The 15,640-nt window shown below is 70.2% G+C and carries 11 protein-coding genes; 3 read left to right on the top strand and 8 right to left on the bottom strand.

Annotation, left to right across the window (positions count from 1 at the left end):
* Positions 1-77 precede the first annotated feature (77 nt).
* On the top strand, positions 78-1,154 hold the full coding sequence (locus tag ACEXHE_RS11925; RefSeq protein WP_374785943.1) for a MauE/DoxX family redox-associated membrane protein: 1,077 nt from the start codon (positions 78-80) through the stop codon (positions 1,152-1,154).
* Positions 1,151-4,849, top strand: coding sequence for a transcription-repair coupling factor (mfd, locus tag ACEXHE_RS11920; protein ID WP_374785942.1), 3,699 nt, complete (start codon positions 1,151-1,153; stop codon positions 4,847-4,849). The genes ACEXHE_RS11925 and mfd overlap by 4 nt, the downstream gene beginning before the upstream one ends.
* Before the next feature lie 61 nt (positions 4,850-4,910).
* On the opposite strand, the gene ACEXHE_RS11915 is transcribed toward mfd, so the two are convergent.
* The 5 genes from ACEXHE_RS11915 to ACEXHE_RS11895 form a co-directional block, all read right to left on the bottom strand.
* On the bottom strand, positions 4,911-5,909 hold the full coding sequence (locus tag ACEXHE_RS11915) for an acyltransferase family protein (protein WP_374785941.1): 999 nt from the start codon (positions 5,907-5,909) through the stop codon (positions 4,911-4,913).
* Between the two features lie 71 nt (positions 5,910-5,980).
* Complete coding sequence (locus ACEXHE_RS11910) at positions 5,981-6,253, bottom strand: hypothetical protein (RefSeq protein WP_356969305.1); 273 nt, start codon at positions 6,251-6,253, stop codon at positions 5,981-5,983.
* A gap of 57 nt (positions 6,254-6,310) precedes the next feature.
* On the bottom strand, positions 6,311-6,976 hold the full coding sequence (gene deoC, locus ACEXHE_RS11905) for a deoxyribose-phosphate aldolase (RefSeq protein ID WP_374785940.1): 666 nt from the start codon (positions 6,974-6,976) through the stop codon (positions 6,311-6,313).
* 10 nt (positions 6,977-6,986) lie between these two features.
* The gene (locus tag ACEXHE_RS11900) at positions 6,987-8,735 is read right to left on the bottom strand and encodes a phospho-sugar mutase (RefSeq protein WP_374785939.1); all 1,749 of its coding nucleotides are present in this window, start codon (positions 8,733-8,735) and stop codon (positions 6,987-6,989) included.
* Between the two features lie 38 nt (positions 8,736-8,773).
* Positions 8,774-9,634 (bottom strand): purine-nucleoside phosphorylase, encoded by an 861-nt coding sequence (locus ACEXHE_RS11895; protein ID WP_374785938.1) that lies wholly within the window; start codon positions 9,632-9,634, stop codon positions 8,774-8,776.
* Between the two features lie 79 nt (positions 9,635-9,713).
* On the opposite strand from ACEXHE_RS11895, the gene ACEXHE_RS11890 reads away from it, so the two are divergent.
* Complete coding sequence (locus ACEXHE_RS11890; RefSeq protein ID WP_356969311.1) at positions 9,714-11,114, top strand: NAD(P)H-quinone dehydrogenase; 1,401 nt, start codon at positions 9,714-9,716, stop codon at positions 11,112-11,114.
* A 113-nt stretch (positions 11,115-11,227) separates the two neighbouring features.
* Here the strand turns inward: ACEXHE_RS11890 and ACEXHE_RS11885 are convergent, their stop codons facing one another.
* From ACEXHE_RS11885 to ACEXHE_RS11875, 3 genes are all read right to left on the bottom strand, one after another.
* Positions 11,228-12,679: an MFS transporter gene (locus tag ACEXHE_RS11885; RefSeq protein WP_374785937.1), complete on the bottom strand. Its 1,452-nt coding sequence runs from the start codon at positions 12,677-12,679 to the stop codon at positions 11,228-11,230.
* Between the two features lie 343 nt (positions 12,680-13,022).
* On the bottom strand, positions 13,023-14,852 hold the full coding sequence (locus ACEXHE_RS11880) for a biotin carboxylase N-terminal domain-containing protein (RefSeq protein ID WP_374785936.1): 1,830 nt from the start codon (positions 14,850-14,852) through the stop codon (positions 13,023-13,025).
* A gap of 97 nt (positions 14,853-14,949) precedes the next feature.
* Positions 14,950-15,627, bottom strand: coding sequence for a Maf family protein (locus tag ACEXHE_RS11875; RefSeq protein ID WP_374785935.1), 678 nt, complete (start codon positions 15,625-15,627; stop codon positions 14,950-14,952).
* Between the last annotated feature and the right edge of the window lie 13 nt (positions 15,628-15,640).

Raw genomic sequence — 15,640 nt, 5'->3', positions numbered from 1 at the left:
GGTCCTGGCCCGGGGGAGACCGCACCCGTTCCGCCCTGCCGACCGTCATGTTTTCCAGTCGAGGACGAGGTATCCAGATGCCGGCACTGTGGGCTCTCGCCCTGATCTTCCTGCTGAGCGGAGCGGCCAAGCTGATCACCCCCGGCAGTGCCCAGGCCGCCTTCGACGGACTCAAGGTCCCTCGCGCGCTGAACACGCCATGGATCGTCCGCTCGTTCCCGTTCGCAGAGATCGTCCTCGCCATGGCCCTGATCCTGCCCCTGCCCCTGCTGCAGACCATCGCCGCGGGCGCCGCCGTCGTGATGATGGCGGTGTTCCTGGTCCTGGTGCGCGGAGCCCGCCAGGCCGGAGAAGCCTGCCACTGTTTCGGTGCCGCCTCCACTCGGCCGGTCACCACTGCCACGATCGGGCGCAATGTCCTGTTCCTGATCCTGTCCGTGATGGCCGTCATCGAGGCCGTCCGGCACCTGAGCCTTGACGGGGCACAGACCCCGGGGCTGGCCACCGGAACCTGGGCGGATCTGGCCTGGCTGGTCCTGGTGGCGCTGCTGCTGGCCGGGACCGCGTTGATCGTCGGCCGTGAGTCCGCTCCGCAGCCTGCCGAGACGGATCCGTTCCCGGCCCCGGCACCCGCCGCGGTGCCTCAGCCCGTCTCCGCGGAGGGCCAGGCCCTCGCTGGTGAGGTGGTGGAGGAGGAGGTGCCGCGCCACCCGATCCCCAGCGCCGCCGTGCACTGGAACCGGCAGTACCACGACCTCTCCGTGCTCGCTCACGGCCAGGCCATGCTCGTCTTCCGACTGAGTCCTGGGTGTGGCAGCTGCGCCTCCGTCATTGAGCAGCTGCGTGGCTGGTGCGAAGCCATCGGCCCCATCGCCCTGCGCATCATAGTCCCCGTCGGCGCGCCTGAACAGGGCATCCACGGTTTCGATGAGTTCCCCCAGCAGATGATCATGCGCGACCCGGGCGGGGCCACCGTGACCGCGTTGGGACTGTCCGGCTACCCCACGGCCGTCCTGCTCGGCACCGACGGCCTGACCGCCGGCGGCCCCGCCCACGGATACGACGAGGTCATGGCCCTGGTCGATGAGGTGCGTGAGGTCTTCAGCGACCAGCGCACCCTTGCCGCCACCACTCCTGAAGGAACCTCTGCGTGAGCACTGCCGCCCCCCGTCCCCTCTCCGGGCTGTTCCCCGTCCTGCTGCAGGACCGGGCCGTCAGTGCTGCCGCGACCTCCGCGGCACGGTCCGGTGCCGACCGCACCCCGGACCTGGAGATCAGCCTTCCCGACGGCGCCCGGCCTGCCACCACAGCTCTGCTCGCCGGAGCGTGCCGAGGGGAAGGCGATCCGGACTCCTCCGCCGGGGCAGCCGGGCAGGGCCTGGAACGGCCCTCCGTGCTGCTGCTGGTCACCGCCACCGCGCGCGAAGCCGATGACCTGGCCGCTGAGCTGGGCTGCTGGATGGACCCGGACACCGTGGCCCACCTGCCCTCCTGGGAGACCCTGCCGCATGAGCGGCTCTCACCCCGCTCGGACACCGTGGGTGCCCGCCTGGCCGTGCTGCGCCGACTGGTCCACCCCGGTGCCGACGGGAAGCCGCCGCTGGCCGTGGTGACGGCCCCCATCCGTTCGGTGCTGCAGCCGCTGGTGCAAGGACTGGGGGATCTGGAGCCGGTGCACCTGCGCGTGGACGAGGACCGCGACTTCGACGAGGTGGTCCAGGCCCTGTCCGACGCCGCCTACTCCCGTGTGGACATGGTCTCCCGGCGCGGTGAGTACGCCGTGCGCGGTGGTCTGCTGGACGTCTTCCCGCCCACCGAGGACCACCCGCTGCGCATCGAGTTCTTCGGGGACACCGTGGAGCAGATGCGCTACTTCTCTGTGGCGGACCAGCGCTCCCTGCAGGACACCACCGAGGACGGCACCGGGCACCCGCAGGCCCTCTACGCCCCGCCGTGCCGTGAGCTGCTGCTGACCGAGTCCGTCCAGCGCCGCGCCCGGGAGCTGCAGTCCTCCATGCCCGGCGCCGTGGACATGTTGGAGAAGATCGCTGAGGGGATCGCCGTGGAGGGCATGGAGTCCCTCGCCCCGGTGTTGGCCGACGGCATGGTCCCGCTGGTGGACCTGCTGCCGGAGGGTTCGCTCACCGTGCTGGTGGAGCCGGAGAAGATCCGGCACCGTGCCGATGACCTTCTGGCCACCAACGAGGAGTTCCTCACCGCCGCCTGGGCCACCGCTGGCCAGGGTGGCGCTGCCCCCGTGGACATGGCCCAGGTGTTCGGCGAGGGGCAGTCCGGGGCCGGCGGCTTCGCCACCCTGGCCGAGACCCGCAACCAGTCGCTGGCCCGGCACCAGGGTTGGTGGCAGATGACCTCCCTGGGAGCGGACACCGAGCTGCTGGCCGACGCCTCCAGCCTGCGCACCGCCCTGCGTGAACCTCAGGGCTTCTCCGCAGACGTGGAGGCGATGATCGCCCATGTCTCCCAGCGCACCTCCGAAGGCTGGCAGTGCGTGGTGGTCACCGACGGTCCTGGTCCGGCCCGGCGTCTGGCCGAGCTGTTCGGGGAGGCCGGCATCACCGCCGTCAGTGTGGACCGGGTCTCCGAGGAGCCCGCTCCCGGTCAGGTGGTCATCACCACCGCGGTGGCCGGCCATGGCTTCGCCGCTCCGGAGACCAAGGTCGCCCTGCTCACCGAACAGGATCTGTTCGGACGTCACCGCACTGCGGCCAGCCGGGCAGGGACTCGCACCCTGGCACGCAAGCGGCGCAACGCCGTCGACCCTCTCTCCCTCACCGAGGGGGACTACGTGGTCCACTCCCAGCACGGCATCGCCAAGTTCGTGGCGCTGCAGCGGCGCAAGGTGGCCGGTGCGGCTGGCGGTGCCGCCGCCGACTCCTACCGGGAGTACCTGGTCCTGGAGTACGCCCCGTCCAAGCGCGGAGCCCCGGGGGACCGGCTGTTCGTCCCCACCGACCAGCTGGACCAGATCTCCCGCTACGTGGGCGGGGAGACCCCCAGCCTGTCCAAGATGGGCGGCTCGGACTGGTCCAACACCAAGTCCAAGGCCAAGCGCGCCACCAAGCAGATCGCCGGGGAGCTGATCCGGCTCTACTCCGCGCGGATGGCCTCCCGGGGACACTCCTTCGCCCCGGACACCCCGTGGCAGCGGGAGCTGGAGGAGTCCTTCCCGTTCATCGAGACCCCGGACCAGCTCACCACCGTCAACGAGGTCAAGAAGGACATGGAGGCCACCGTCCCCATGGACCGGCTGGTCTCCGGCGACGTCGGCTTCGGCAAGACCGAGGTGGCCGTGCGGGCCGCGTTCAAAGCGGTGCAGGACGGGAAACAGGTGGCCGTGCTGGTGCCCACCACCCTGCTGGCCCGGCAGCACCACGAGACCTTCACCGAGCGGTTCGCCGGATTCCCGGTGCAGGTCGCGGCGCTGTCCCGGTTCCAGTCCGCCAAGGAGTCCAAGGAGATCATGGCCGGGATGGCCGACGGCTCCGTGGACGTGGTGATCGGCACCCACCGGCTGCTCTCCCAGGGGGTGCAGTTCAAGGACCTGGGCCTGGTGGTGATCGACGAGGAGCAGCGCTTCGGCGTGGAGCACAAGGAGGCGCTCAAGAAGCTGCGCACCAACGTGGATGTGCTGGCCATGTCCGCCACGCCCATCCCGCGCACCCTGGAGATGTCCCTGACCGGCATCCGCGAGACCTCCACCCTGGCCACCGCGCCGGAGGAGCGCCACCCGGTGCTGACCTACGTGGGGCCGAACACGGACCAGCAGGTCACCGCCGCGATCCGCCGTGAGCTGATGCGCGAGGGGCAGGTGTTCTTCGTGCACAACCGCGTCTCCTCGATCGACAAGGTCGCCGCGCACATCCGCGAACTCGTGCCGGAGGCCCGGGTGGAGGTGGCCCACGGCAAGATGGGCGAGTCCCGCCTGGAACAGATCATGGTGGACTTCTGGGAGAAGCGGTTCGATGTGCTGGTCTCCACCACCATCATCGAGACCGGACTGGACATCGCCAACGCGAACACCCTGATCATCGACCGTGCCGACGCCTACGGGCTGAGCCAGCTGCACCAGCTGCGCGGCCGGGTGGGACGTGGCCGTGAGCGCGCCTACGCGTACTTCCTGTACAGCCCGGAGAAGGCGCTGAGCGAGACCGCCCTGGAGCGCCTCAAGGCCGTGGCCGCGCACAACGAGCTCGGCTCGGGCATGCAGCTGGCCATGAAGGACCTGGAGATCCGCGGTGCCGGCAACCTGCTGGGCGGCGAGCAGTCCGGGCACATCGCCGGGGTGGGCTTCGACCTCTATCTGCGCATGGTGGGTGAGGCCGTGGCCGACTTCAAGGGTGAGGCGGACACCGGTCCGGCCGAGGTCAAGGTGGAGCTGCCGGTCAACGCCCACCTGCCCCACGACTACGTGCCGGGGGAGCGACTGCGCCTGGAGGCCTACCGCAACCTGGCCCAGGCCTCGGACGACGCCGCCGTGGACGCCGTGGTGGAGGAGCTGCAGGACCGCTACGGCGCCCTGCCCGAGCCCGCTCAGTCCCTGGTGGCGGTGGCCCGGTTCCGCAATGTGGCCCGCGCCGCCGGTGTCACCGAGGTGATGCTGATGGGACCGGCCATCAAGTTCGCCCCCGCCGCCGATCTTCCCGAGTCCCGCGTGATGCGCCTGCAGCGGATGTACAAGGGTGCCCAGGTCAAGCCGGCCCTGAACGCCGTGCTCATCCCGCGCCCCAAGACCGCACCCGTGGGCGGCAAGGACCTCACCGATCTGCCCCTGCTGGAGTGGGCGGCCCAGGTGGTCCGTGCCATCTACAGCGAGGACCCCACAGCCTGAGCAGCCTGGGCGGGCAGATCGGCCTGCGCTTCCCGACGACGGGCGGTCGCCTCCCGCGCGATCAGGCGGGGGCGCTGGGCTGACGGCCGCGCCAGCGGTCCATCCAGCGGGGCTCGGGCACGCCGGCCAGCCACGGGGCCAACGGGCTGAACACGATCACCAGACCCACAGCCCAGCTGGTGAGCAGGGTGATCCAGAACTTGTGGTCGTCCTCCAGGATGCCCTGGTGGACCAGGGTCTCCAGCAGCCAGCCGTGGAAAAGGACCACCACGGTGCCCGTGCGGACCAGCGGGGTCACCAGTGCGGCCACGGGGCGGGTGACACGGTCCACCACGGTGCTGAACAGCAGCACCATGCCGGCGGCCATCAGCGCGCCGACGAGAGGCGAGAGCAGGAACAGGCCGAACCCGGAGAACTTGATGTTCATCGGCTCCAGGCCCAGCCACACCGCACCCAGTCCGGCGGCCACCACCAGGGCGCCGATCAGGGCCCGGAACCGAGGGATCCGTGGCTGGATGCGGGTACGGAACAGCTCCCCGCTCAGCACGAAGAACAGACACGGCAGGGCCAGGCCGATGCCCAGGGGAGTGCGGCCCAGCAGCGAGTCCGGCAGCTCGGCCAGTCCCAGTCCCGCCAGGGCCACCACCCAGGCCACCCAGGCGGGGAACCGTTCCAGGAACCGGCGCAGCACGGCCACGAAGAACAGCACCGAGATGAACCAGAACGCCCACCACGGCGGGGGCTGGTCCGATCCGCCGTACCAGCCCACATGGAGCAGCTCGGTGAGTTCCTCCGGAGTGTCCAGGGTCCAGAACCAGGCGGCGATGCTCATCAGCACGGCCCAGAGCAGGTAGGAGATGCCCAGTGTGGTCCACCGGTTGCGGACCTCAGAGGTGAAGCTGCGTCCTGTGGTCCAGAAGTAGCCGGTCAGGAAGAAGAACAGGGGCATTCGCCAGATCTCCAGGAACTGGGTTCCCTCGATCCGCGGGCCGTAGGCGTGGCCCAGGACCACGGCGGCGATGGAGAACACACGAAGGACGTCCACGCCGGTGTTGCGCAACCGGGGTGGACGTCCTGTGTGCTGAAGCTGTGCTTCGGGGGTGGGGATGGTGGCTCCGTGGTCCCCGAGGGTCAGTGGCTGTGGTGCTGCACAGCGGTGTGACGGGCATGGATGCGCTCCTCGTCCACGCTGTCACCCCGGCCCAGGATCTCCTTGGGGATGATGAAGGCCACCACGGCCAGCACCAGGGCGATCACGCCCGGGATCCACACGGACTCCAGGGACCAGAAGCCCATGGCGTACAGGCAGGCGACGAACGCGATGAAGCAGACAGCCCAGGCGATCAGGTTGCCCCAGAAGGCACCCTCTCCGGAGTGGTTCTTGACTCTGCCGTTCTCGATCATGGAAACTCCTCAGGCCTGTGACAGGTGGTGCGACGAAAAGCTGATGACGCGGATGACTTACTCGGTACCCAGGATAGCAAGGGCCGAGCTGGCGCCGATGCGCGTGGCGCCGGCCTCGATCATGGCCAGGGCGTCCTGACGGGAGCGGACCCCGCCGGAGGCCTTGACCCCCAGGTCCGGGCCGACCACGCGGCGCATCAGGGCGATGTCCTCCACGGTGGCGCCCCCGGTGGAGAAGCCGGTGGAGGTCTTGACGAAGTCCGCGCCGGCGGTCACTGAAGCGCGGCAGGCCAGCTCCTTGGCGGCGTCGTCCAGCAGGCAGGTCTCGATGATGACCTTCAGGATGGCCCCGCCCTCATGGACGGCGGCGGCCACGGCGCCGATGTCCTCGACCAGCGCGTCCTCGTCACCCTCCAGGGCGGCGGCGATGTCGATCACCATGTCGATCTCGTCCGCGCCGTCCGCCACGGCACCGCGGGCCTCGAACACCTTGGACTCGGTGGTGGTGGCGCCCAGGGGGAAGCCGACCACCGAGCAGGTCAGCACACCGGTGTCCTTCAGTGCGGTGTGCACGGTGGAGACCCACACGGGGTTCACGCACACGCTCATCACCTGAGCCTGGGCGGCCTCGCGGCACAGGGCGAGGATGTCCTCCCGGCGCGCCTGGGGCTTGAGCAGGGTGTGGTCGATGTACTTGGCCAGCTCGGCGGTGCTCAGATCCATGTCAGAGAGCCTACCGGCCCAGTGCCAGGTCCACGTCCGCGGTCACCCGGTCCAGCACCTGCTGTGCCTGCACTCGAGCCTCGGCCACCCGGGAGGCGTCCTCCACGGGCAGCACGGTCTCCAGGTAGCACTTGAGCTTGGGCTCGGTGCCGGAGGGACGGATGATCACCCGGGAGTCGCCCTCGGTCAGGTACAGCACCCCGTCCGTGGGCGGCAGGCCGCGGTGCCCCTCGGCCAGATCCGCCGACTCGATCACCCGCTGACCGCCCAGCGAGGACGGCGGTGCCTGGCGTAGACGGGACATCATGGCGTCCAGCAGGGACAGGTCCGCCACCCGGATGGACAGCTGCCCGGTGGCGTACAGTCCGTGCTGCACAGCCAGGGAGTCCAACAGGTCCAGCAGGCTCCGGCCCTGGGACTTCAGGGTGGCGGCCAGCTCGGCCGCCACCAGGGCGGCGGTCATTCCGTCCTTGTCCCGCACGTTCTCCGGGTCCACGCAGTAGCCCAGGGCCTCCTCGTAGCCGAAGCCCAGCCCCGGGACCCGCGAGATCCACTTGAATCCGGTCAGCGTGGTCTGGTGCTCCACGCCGGCGGCCTGCGCCATCCGGCTCAGCTGACGTGAGGACACCACGGAGTTGGCCGCGGCGGCTCCGGACTGCTGGAGCCGCTGCATCAGATGATGGCCCAGCAGCACCCCGGTCTCATCCCCGCGCAGCATCCGCCAGGACCCGTCCCGCTCCTGCACGGCCAGCGCGCAGCGGTCGGCATCAGGGTCATGGGCGATCACCAGGTCAGCCCCCTCGCGCTCAGCGGTGGCCAGGGCCAAGTCCATGGCCCCGGGCTCCTCCGGGTTGGGGAAGGTGACGGTGGGGAAGGCCGGATCCGGCTCGGCCTGCTCCGTCACCACCGTGGGTGCGGGGAATCCGGCCAGCTGCAGCAGATCCGGGAACACCGCGCCGCCCACGCCGTGCAGCGGGGTGTAGACGATCCGCAGGTCCCGGTGCGCGGTGTGCTCGGGATCCAGCACGCCCAGCGCCGCCTGACGGTAGGCCTCCAGCAGCTCATTCCCGGCCACCGACCAGCCCTCGGCGGCCAGCGGGATGGAGGCCACCGTGGCCTCATGGTCGATCCGCGCCGCGATCTCCCGGTCCGCCGGGGCCACGATCTGTGCCCCTCGCCCGTGCTCGTCCGTGGCACGGCCGCCCAGGTAGACCTTGTAGCCGTTGTCCTCCGGCGGGTTGTGGCTGGCGGTGACCATCACTCCGGCCTCCGCCTCCAGATGCCGCACCGCGAAGGCCAGCACCGGCGTGGGCAGGGGACCGGGCAGCAGGATGGTCTCCAGTCCCGCTGCGGTGAACACGGCGGCCGAGTCCAGCGCGAACCCCCGGGACCCCCGGCGGGCGTCATACCCGACGACGACACGCGGCCTGGGTGCACCGTCAGCGGAGGGCACCTGGTCCAGCAGGTAGCGGGCCAGCCCAGCGGCGGTGCGGCGCACCACCACGCGGTTCATCCGGGCCGGGCCCGGTCCTTCGGCGGCACGCAGCCCGGCGGTGCCGAAGGCCAGGGGACCGGAGAATCGGCTGGCCAGCGTTCGAGAGGCGGTGGCGTCTCCGGCCCGTGCCGCCGCGATCTCGGCCTCCAGGGTGGTCCGGTCGGCTTCGTCCGGATCCTGGCGGGCCCAGGCCTCGGCCTGCTCCAGGAGAAGGAGGAGGCCGTCGTCGGGAAGCTCTGACTGGGGGGCAGGTGTGGTGGTCACCGTGCGGTCCTTTCGGGGGAAGCTGATCAGAGACGGACTCAGAGCTTCTCGATGATGCCGGCCAGCAGGGCCGAGATGCGCGGTCCGGCGGCCTGGCCTGCCTCCACGACCTCCTCGTGGGAGAGGGGATCGCCGCTGATGCCGGCGGCGGCGTTGGTCACCAGGGAGATGCCGAAGACCTCCAGCCCGGCGTGGCGGGCGGCGATGGCGTCCAGGGCGGTGGACATGCCCACCAGGTCACCGCCGATGGTGCGGGCGTAGTTGACCTCGGCCGGGGTCTCGTACTGCGGGCCGGAGAACTGGACGTAGACGCCCTCCGGCAGCTCCGGGTCCACCTCGCGGGCGATCTGGCGGATGCGCGGGGAGTAGAGATCGGTCAGGTCCACGAAGGTGGCGCCGGACAGGGGAGTGGCGCCGGTGAGGTTGATGTGGTCGGCCACCAGGACCGGGGTGCCGGGGGCCCAGCCCGGGTTCAGGCCGCCGCAGCCGTTGGTCAGCACCACGATCTCGGCCCCGGCCGCCGCCGCGGTGCGCACGGTGTGGGCCACGGCCTGGGCGTCGCGGTGCTCGTAGAAGTGGGTGCGCGAGCCGAAGACCAGGGCCTGAGAGCCGTCCTTGAGGCGGACCGAGCGCACCGTGGGGTTGTGCCCCGGGACCGAGGGAGCGGCGAAGCCCGGCAGCTCGGCGGTGGGCACGGTGGCAGTGGTCTCGCCGATCAGCTCGGCGGCACCGCCCCAGCCCGAGCCCAGGACCACGGCGATCCGGTGGCGGTCCACACCCGTGGCCTGCGCGAGCGCGGCGGCGGCCTGACGGGCCTGCTCGAAACCGGGGTGATCGCCCTGCAGGGCGGAAGCGGCGGATGGGCTGGAGGTCTGGTTGGTCTCAGTCACGGGCGTCATCCTACCGGTGGGTCAGGTGGCGGGGCAGGGCGTCGGAACGGCGTTCGCTCGCGCGGGGCGGATCGGTCAGAATGGACCGGTGAGCGCGAACCAGATTCTCCAGCGACCTGTCCTGACGATCATCGGCGGCGGCCCCGGCGGCTACGAGGCGGCCCTGGTGGCGGCCAAGGCCGGAGCGGAGGTGACCGTGATCGAGTCCAAGGGCATGGGCGGCTCCGCCGTGCTGACCGATGTGGTCCCCTCCAAGACGCTGATCGCTACGGCGGACTCCATGCGCCGCGTGGTCAAGGCCCCGACCCTGGGTGTGGACCTGGACGGTGCGACCCCCTCGGCGAACATGCGTGAGGTGGACCGGCGGCTGCTCGACCTGGCCTCCCAGCAGTCCGCCGACATCCGGCGTGGACTGGAGCGCCGCGGCGTGACCGTGGTGATCGGCCGGGCCACGATGCTGGGGCCGACCACCGTGGAAGTCACCCCCGACGAGGGCGAGCCGTACCAGCTGGAGTCCACCGCCGTGCTGCTGGCCGTGGGTGCCAGCCCGCGCGAGCTGCCCAGCGCCCAACCGGACGGGGAGCGGATCTTCAACTGGGCCCAGGTCTACACGCTCACCGAGATCCCCGAGCACATGATCGTGGTGGGCTCGGGCGTCACCGGTGCGGAGTTCGCCTCGGCCTACAACCTGCTCGGAGCCAAGGTCACCCTGGTCTCCTCCCGGGACCGTGTGCTGCCCGGCGAGGATCCGGACGCCGCTGCCGTCCTGGAGGAGGTGTTCGCCCAGAACGGTGTCAACGTGCTCAGCCAGACCCGAGCCGAGTCCGTGGAGCGCACCGAGAACGGCGTGAAGGTGACCCTCTCCGGCGGCGACGTGGTGGAGGGCAGCCACTGCCTGCTGGCCGTGGGCGGCATCCCCAACACCGCGGACCTGGGGCTGGAGGCCGCCGGGGTGAAGACCACCGAGTCCGGACACATCGCCGTGGACGGCGTCTCCCGCACCTCCGTGCCCACCGTGTACGCCGCCGGTGACTGCACGGGCGTGTTCCCGCTGGCCTCGGTGGCCGCCATGCAGGGCCGCACGGCCGTGGCACACCTGATGGGCGATGCGGTCAAGCCCTTCCAGCCGCACCTGGTCTCCTCCAACATCTTCACCTCGCCGGAGATCGCCACCGTGGGCGTCACCGAGGCGATGGTGGCCTCCGGGAAGTACCAGGCCGATGTGATCAAGCTCGACCTGGACACCAACCCCCGGGCCAAGATGATGAACGTGACCCACGGCTTCGTGAAGATCTTCTCCCGCAAGGGCTCAGGGACCGTGATCGGCGGCGTGGTGGTGGCCCCGCGCGCCTCCGAGCTGATCTACCCGCTCGCCCTGGCCGTCACCCACAAGCTCCACGTGGACGACCTGGCCAACACCTACACCGTCTACCCCTCGATCAGCGGATCGATCTCCGAGGCGGCCCGCCGCCTGCACGTGCACCTGTAGAGGAGCAGCAGGTCGAGGTTGCTGTCCTGACAGCGAAGCGGCCCGGCACCTGGCCAGCGTGATGCTGGAAGGTGCCGGGCCGTCGTCGTGCCGGGCCGGTCAGAGCGGGTGGATCACGGCTCCGTGGAGATCTCCTCGGCGATCACGCGGGAGTCCGAGTCCAGCGAACGGCTCTTGGTCTCCGGGGAGAGCCAGAGCGCGATCAGCGTCAGAACCGAGGCAGCGGCCAGGTAGTAGCCCACGTACGCCACCGAGTACTCCTTGACCAGCCAGGCCGCCACGAAAGGGGTCAGCGCCGCACCCAGGATCGAGGAGACGTTGTAGGAGATGCCCGATCCGGTGTAGCGGGTGTTGGTGGGGAACAGCTCCGGCAGCACCGCGGACATGGGGCCGAAGGTCAGACCCATCAGGGTCATGCCCACCGCCAGGAACGCGAGCATCTGGAAGGTGTTCAGGCCCTCGCCCGAGCCGATCGAGTCCGAGTTCAGCCAGGTGCCGAAGGTCAGGCCGAAGGCGATCACGCCCAGGGTGATGACCATCAGGGTGGGACGGCGGCCGAAGCGGTCCGCGAGCAGGCCGGAGATCGGGACGAACGCGGCGAAGAACAGGATGCCGATCAGCTGCAGGACCAGGAAGTCGGCGTAGGGCACCGCCAGACCGCCGGTGGCGGCAGAGCCGATCGCGTAGGACAGGATCCAGGTGGTCATCAGGTAGAACAGCACGTACGTGGCCAGCATGATGAACGTGCCCAGGATCAGCTCCCACCAGTTGCGGCGGAACACCTCGCCCAGCGGGGCCTTGACGCGCTCGTCATTGTCCACGGCGCGCTGGAACACCGGGGTCTCCTCCAGCTTCACGCGCACGTAGAGACCGATCGCGACCATCACCAGGGAGAGCAGGAACGGCAGGCGCCAGACCCAGGTCAGGAACGCACCGTCCATGTCCGGGTTGGTGGAGTCGTGGTCGAAGGCCAGGGTCAGGGCCAGGAACAGGCCGTTGGCCAGCAGGAAGCCGATGGGGGCGCCCAGCTGGGGCCACATGGCCGCCCAGGCGCGCTTGCCCTCCTTGGCGGTCTCCGTGGCCAGCAGTGCCGCCCCGGACCACTCGCCGCCCAGGCCCAGTCCCTGGCAGAAGCGCATCAGGGTCAGCATGGCCGGGGCCCACAGGCCGATCTGGTAATACGTGGGCAGCAGGCCGATCAGGAAAGTGGCGATGCCCATGGTCAGCAGCGAGCCGATCAGGGTGGCCTTGCGCCCGATCCGGTCCCCGAAGTGGCCGAAGAGCACCGAGCCGACCGGGCGGGCCACGAACGCCGCGCCGAAGGTGGCCATGGAGGCCAGCAGCGCCGCACTGTCGTCGCCCTGCGCGAAGAAGATCAGCGGGAACACCGAGACCGCGGCGGTGGCGTAGATGTAGAAGTCGTAGAACTCGATCGAGGTGCCCATGAGCGAGGCGATCACGATGCGCGAGCGGGGGACCCCCAGCTCGGCGGTGCCGTCGTCCTTGATGCGGCGCCCGTCCGGACGGCGGCCGTCCGTGCTCGGCGTGGACAGGTCAGTGCTCATCGGGGGCATCCCTCCAGGTCAGGATCGTTGATCGTCGTTCGTGTGCGAAGCGACGATTGATCGTAAACCGGGGTCCACGATGCGGATCCACTCGTTCCACATAGTGGACATGCGGAGGCCGAAGGGCTGGCCTGGGCGGGCGGTCGATCCCCGGCCGGTGGCGTTGGAGAACCCTGTTGCAGCACTGGTCGACTCGGGGCGATGGGTTGCACGAGGTGTCCACGATCAGGGGGGATCAGGACGAACCGTGCAACTCAGGCAGAGGAGTCGACGATGTGTGCAACCAGGATCACCGCAGGGACGAAGGCTGCATCAGAGATCCCCGCCGGTGGAGCCGGTGGAGTCAGTCTTCGATGGTGGCGATGGCGGCACCAGCCGTCACCGTGGCGCCGGCCTCGGCGTTCAGCTCAGTGAGGGTGCCGGACTTGTGCGCGGTCAGCGGCTGCTCCATCTTCATCGCCTCCAGCACCACGATCAGGTCGCCCTCTGCCACGGTGTCGCCCACGGAGGCGGCCACCTTGACGATGGTGCCCTGCATGGGCGAGGTCAGGGTGTCCCCGTTGGCCGCGGCGGCTGCGGCGCCGCCTCGGCTGCGTCCGCGCCCACCACGACGACGGCCGGCCTGCTTGGCCGTATTGGTCACCGAGGTGGAGATCGCCCCGAAGATGGCCGGAATGGTCACCTCCACGCGCTTGCCGTTGACCTCCACGGTCATGGTGCGGCGCTCCTCCGCGGTGGGGGCATCCGGTGCGGTCGGGATCCCACCCTGGTAGGGCTCCAGGGTGTTCTGGAAGTCGGTCTCGATCCACCGGGTGTGGACGGTGAAGTCGGCACCGCCCTGCGGGGCGAACGCCGGGTCTGAGACCACCGCGCGGTGGAAGGGCAGGACGGTGGGCATCCCTTCGACCTGCATCTCCGCCAGGGCACGGCGGGAGCGCTGCAGGGCCTGCTCGCGGGTGGCGCCGGTGACGATCACCTTGGCCACCATGGAGTCGAACGCACCGGAGATGGTCTCGCCCTCCTCAACGCCGGTGTCCACGCGCACGCCGGGGCCGGCGGGCAGACGGAACGTGCTCAGGGTGCCCGGGGCGGGCATGAAGCCGCGGCCCGGGTCCTCGCCGTTGATCCGGAACTCGAAGGAGTGGCCGCGGACCTCGGGGTCGTCATAGCCCAGCTGCTCGCCGCGGGCGATCCGGAACTGCTCCCGCACCAGGTCCAGTCCGGTGACCTCCTCGGAGACCGGGTGCTCCACCTGCAGGCGGGTGTTGACCTCCAGGAACGAGATGGTCCCGTCCACGCCCACCAGGAACTCACAGGTGCCCGCACCGCGGTACCCGGCCTCGCGCAGGATGGCCTTGGAGGAGCTGTACAGCCGTTCCTGCTGCTCGGCGGTCAGGAACGGGGCCGGTGCCTCCTCCACGAGCTTCTGGTTCCGGCGCTGCAGGGAGCAGTCACGCGTGGAGACCACCACCACGTTGCCGACGGCATCGGCCAGGCACTGGGTCTCCACATGGCGCGGGGCGTCCAGGAAGCGCTCCACGAAGCACTCTCCACGGCCGAACGCGGCCGTGGCCTCACGCACGGCGGATTCGTACAGCTCGGTGATGTCCTCGCGCTCGCGGACCACCTTGATGCCGCGGCCACCGCCACCGTGGGCGGCCTTGATGGCCAGGGGCAGACCGTGCTCGTCAGCGAAGGCCAGGACCTCATCTGCACTGGTGACCGGATCTGCCGTGCCCGGCACCAGGGGAGCGCCGACCTTCTGGGCCAGGTGGCGCGCAGAGACCTTGTCCCCGAGCTGCTCGATCGCCTCGGCGGGAGGTCCGATCCAGACCAGGCCCGCCGCCTCCACGGCACGGGCGAAGTCGGCGTTCTCCGAGAGGAATCCGTATCCCGGGTGGACGGCATCGGCCTCAGCGGTGCGAGCGGCCTCGATGATCTTCTCGATCACCAGGTAGGAGTCCCCGGCGGTGGAGCCGCCCAGGGAGATGGCCTCATCGGCCATCCGCACATGCAGTGCGTCCCGGTCCGGTTCGGCATACACGGCGACGGCCGTCAGGCCCTCGTCATGGGCGGCCCGGATGACCCGGACGGCGATCTCTCCGCGGTTGGCCACCAGCACCCGGGAGAACGGGCGGGCGGCGGGGGAGGACGGGTGCGTCGACTCGGTCATGCGGGAGGGACTCCTTCGGAACGGAACTCAACGTGCCGACACTATCCCCTCGGTGGGATTCCTACAGGAAACCGCGGCACATCCCCGCGCCGCGCCCTCAGGGTTGTAGGTTTCCTCCAAAGCCCCAGTAGGCCGTCAGATCCACCCCGAGCTGGCCCAGCGCCGATCTCAGAGCGGAGACGGACAGACCGATCACCGCGTTCGGATCGCCCTGGACAGACTCGATGAACGCCGCACCCCGGCCGTCGATGGTGAACGCTCCCGCGCACTGCAGCGGCTCCTGGGTCGCCACGTAGGCACGGATCTGGTCCTCGTCCACCGGGGCGAAGGTGACCGTGGCCGAACTGGTCCCGCCGGCCTGGGCGTCATCGCTGCGCGTGTCCACCACCCAGTGACCGGTGTGCAGCACCCCGGACCGGCCTGACTGCATCAGCCACCGCTCCACGGCGACCTCGGGCTCCCAGGGCTTGCCGTAAGGCACCCCGTCCAGCTCGAACACGGAGTCGCAGCCCACCACCAGGGCATCCGCCGCCTCCGAGCGCTGCGCCACATCCCGCGCCTTGGCCTGGGCCAGCAGCAGCGCCGTCTGCTCCGGGGTGGCCTCGGGGTGCCGTGCGGCCACGGCATCCTCGTCCACGTCCGAGACCAGCACGGTGAACGGGATGCCTGCCGCCTGAAGGATCCTGGCCCGTGCCGGCGATGCCGAGGCCAGGATCAGGCGCGGTGCGCTGGACGGTGAGGGAGCCGGCGTCGGGAATTCCTCACTGGTGACCATGCTGGAACCGCCG

Origin of the sequence: Micrococcus sp. IITD107 (assembly GCF_041927415.1) — a bacterium.
GTDB classification, from domain to species: Bacteria; Actinomycetota; Actinomycetes; order Actinomycetales; family Micrococcaceae; genus Citricoccus; species Citricoccus terreus.
This window is presented reverse-complemented; position numbering and strand designations above follow the sequence as displayed.

Bases quoted from the DNA above. Each gene is read 5' to 3' on its own strand.
- ACEXHE_RS11925 (WP_374785943.1), top strand. From the start codon at position 78: ATGCCGGCACTGTGGGCTCTCGCCCTGATCTTCCTGCTGAGCGGAGCG.
- ACEXHE_RS11910 (WP_356969305.1), bottom strand. From the start codon at position 6,253: ATGATCGAGAACGGCAGAGTCAAGAACCACTCCGGAGAGGGTGCCTTC.
- deoC (WP_374785940.1), bottom strand. From the start codon at position 6,976: ATGGATCTGAGCACCGCCGAGCTGGCCAAGTACATCGACCACACCCTG.
- ACEXHE_RS11895 (WP_374785938.1), bottom strand. From the start codon at position 9,634: ATGACGCCCGTGACTGAGACCAACCAGACCTCCAGCCCATCCGCCGCT.
- ACEXHE_RS11885 (WP_374785937.1), bottom strand. From the start codon at position 12,679: ATGAGCACTGACCTGTCCACGCCGAGCACGGACGGCCGCCGTCCGGAC.
- ACEXHE_RS11880 (WP_374785936.1), bottom strand. From the start codon at position 14,852: ATGACCGAGTCGACGCACCCGTCCTCCCCCGCCGCCCGCCCGTTCTCC.
- ACEXHE_RS11875 (WP_374785935.1), bottom strand. From the start codon at position 15,627: ATGGTCACCAGTGAGGAATTCCCGACGCCGGCTCCCTCACCGTCCAGC.